Source organism: Rhizorhapis sp. SPR117, from assembly GCF_021742065.1.
Genome location: NZ_JAKKIE010000164.1, coordinates 1 through 2,025, shown reverse-complemented (window position 1 = coordinate 2,025; position 2,025 = coordinate 1). Strand labels below are relative to the sequence as shown.

The following is a 2,025-nucleotide window of genomic DNA, read 5'->3' as shown; positions in this document are numbered from 1 at the left end:
GGCCCGGTTGAATTTGACCCGTAGCGATCCCTTGGAGGGATCCTTGCGCATGATGTTGAGCGCCATGTGGCGCAAGAGAGGTGGCCGGGTTGGTCTAAACAGGGATCGGCGACTGCTAAGTGGATCGTCTGCCAGTTGTTTCCTCGAACTGCCGATATGGGGCGTTATGCAGGGAGGGCGTAGGTGTGCCGGGCATGGGCACTGGATTGGAGGTGAAAGTCCTTCACGGGGCGAGTTGGTAGCAACCGTGAGCTGAAGTCAACTGCACGCAGCGTGCCTTGTCGCGAGACGAGCAACACGTTGGAAGCCGCGAGGACGTGTGGGGAAGAAGACTTAGGCGAACCGCAGCACCGAACGAAAGTGAACCCTTGAACAGGCCAATCCGGTCGGGTGAGCGTGCCTACAAACGCGACGCCCAAAATCCATCCGAGACCGGGGCGGTAGTGAGGGCGGCGGCGGCGGGACATTCAGTGCTCTTACCCCGGGAGATCTGTTGGGGTCCGCGTGAGCGGTAGGCGGGAAGGAGGAAACGACGACCGGCCGACGCCTCTGCAGAAGTCGGATCTCTTCGTAAGAGCGATGAAGCCGGTGAAAGCCGGCTGAGCAAAGGGAGAGATGGGTTGAGAAGGAAGGGACATCATCAATTGGGCTTCGTGTTCGCCGACAGCCCGCAAGGGGGTAGCGATGACAGAGGCTCGGGCGAACCCGAGCATCGTTCATGGCTTCTGCACACAGCGAAGCACAAAACCATGACAAGTCCTTTCGCCCAGGCGGCCGACTCCGATCGGCTGCTCGAATCAGTGGTGTCCGAGGCAAATCTAGCGCGGGCATTACTGACCGTTGTACGCAACAAGGGTGCACCGGGTATTGATGGCCAGACGGTCGAAGAGGCGGAAGCGGAAGCGCCGCGTCTTTTGGCTGATCTGCGCCGTGAACTGTTGGCGGAACGCTTCTTTCCCGGAGACATTCGGCGGGTTTGGCTTCCCAAGCCTGACGGCGGTCGACGCGGATTAGGTATTCCCAATGTGAGAACGAGGGTGGTTCAACAGGCGTGTCTCCAGGTTCTGGAGCCGATCTTCGAACCAACCTTCCATCCCAGCAGTCATGGTTTCCGTCGAAATCGTGGTGCACACACGGCAATTGCGGAGGCGACCGTGTATCTGGAAGAGGGCTACCGGACGGTGGTTGATCTGGACTTGGCACAATTTTTTGACCGGGTTCATCATCAACCTGCGCCTGAACGCCGGCCGGGGTCTCGAAGCGCACCTCGTACGGCTTGGGGCCATTCTCGGGACGGATCGCGGCAAGATAGCGCTTCACCGCCGTATAGGCACCGGCGTAGCCGAGCTCGCGGATCTCGCGCGTCAGCCGGGCGGCGCTGAGATCGGGAAAGGCCATTACCTTCGCTCAGGAACTCCATGAACGACGCCAGCTTGCTCGGGCGGCCGACGCTACGCGGCCCATATGCCGGCGCCTCAACCCCGCGCTCGATATATTTACGCACCGTCTTCGGGTCGCGCCCGGTGCGGCGCGCTCATCATCGTCGGGCTGTTCACGAGGGCAGCGACGATCCCGCTCATCATCACCATGCTTGTCGCGCTCGTCTCGACCAAGCTCCCGATCCTGCTGGGGCATGGATTCGGGCCTTTCAGCCTCCCCGACCTCAAGCGCTACGCCTTTTGGAGCGCGCAGCACGAGGCACGCGCCGATCTCACAATGCTCTTGGGATGCGTCTATCTCTTGATCGTTGGGAGCGGGCGATGGTCGATCGACCGCGTGCTTGACCGCGATGCGAGGCGCGCCAACCACCAGCTTTGAGCGCGGGCTAGGCCGAGGCAGACTAGCAGCAGCAGAAAGGGCGTGGCGAACTCGCGATGCCGCTCACCGAACTCGAACCACACCCCGAACAGCGCCACTTGCAGGCCGCAGGCGGCAACGAGCAGCAACACCGTCGAGGCGGCGCGATCGTCGCGGACGCGAGTAGCCACGGCCGCACCGCCAAGCATAGCCAGATGCGCACCGTGG

General features: G+C 62.0%; 1 protein-coding gene and 3 pseudogenes. 2 read left to right on the top strand and 2 right to left on the bottom strand.

Going from position 1 to position 2,025, the window contains the following annotated elements:
• Positions 1-749 precede the first annotated feature (749 nt).
• Positions 750-1,172, top strand: a pseudogene (locus tag L3X40_RS22635) (reverse transcriptase domain-containing protein); the annotation flags it as partial.
• 52 nt (positions 1,173-1,224) lie between these two features.
• On the opposite strand, the pseudogene L3X40_RS21685 reads toward L3X40_RS22635, so the two are convergent.
• Positions 1,225-1,534 (bottom strand): annotated as a pseudogene (locus L3X40_RS21685) (IS21 family transposase); the annotation flags it as partial.
• Between L3X40_RS21685 and L3X40_RS22630 the strand changes: the two are divergent.
• Positions 1,465-1,818: a DoxX family protein gene (locus L3X40_RS22630; protein ID WP_445177236.1), complete on the top strand. Its 354-nt coding sequence runs from the start codon at positions 1,465-1,467 to the stop codon at positions 1,816-1,818. The pseudogene L3X40_RS21685 and the gene L3X40_RS22630 sit on opposite strands and share 70 nt — an antisense overlap.
• On the opposite strand, the pseudogene L3X40_RS21680 reads toward L3X40_RS22630, so the two are convergent.
• A pseudogene (locus L3X40_RS21680) lies at positions 1,734-2,025 on the bottom strand (hypothetical protein); the annotation flags it as partial. The gene L3X40_RS22630 and the pseudogene L3X40_RS21680 overlap by 85 nt on opposite strands.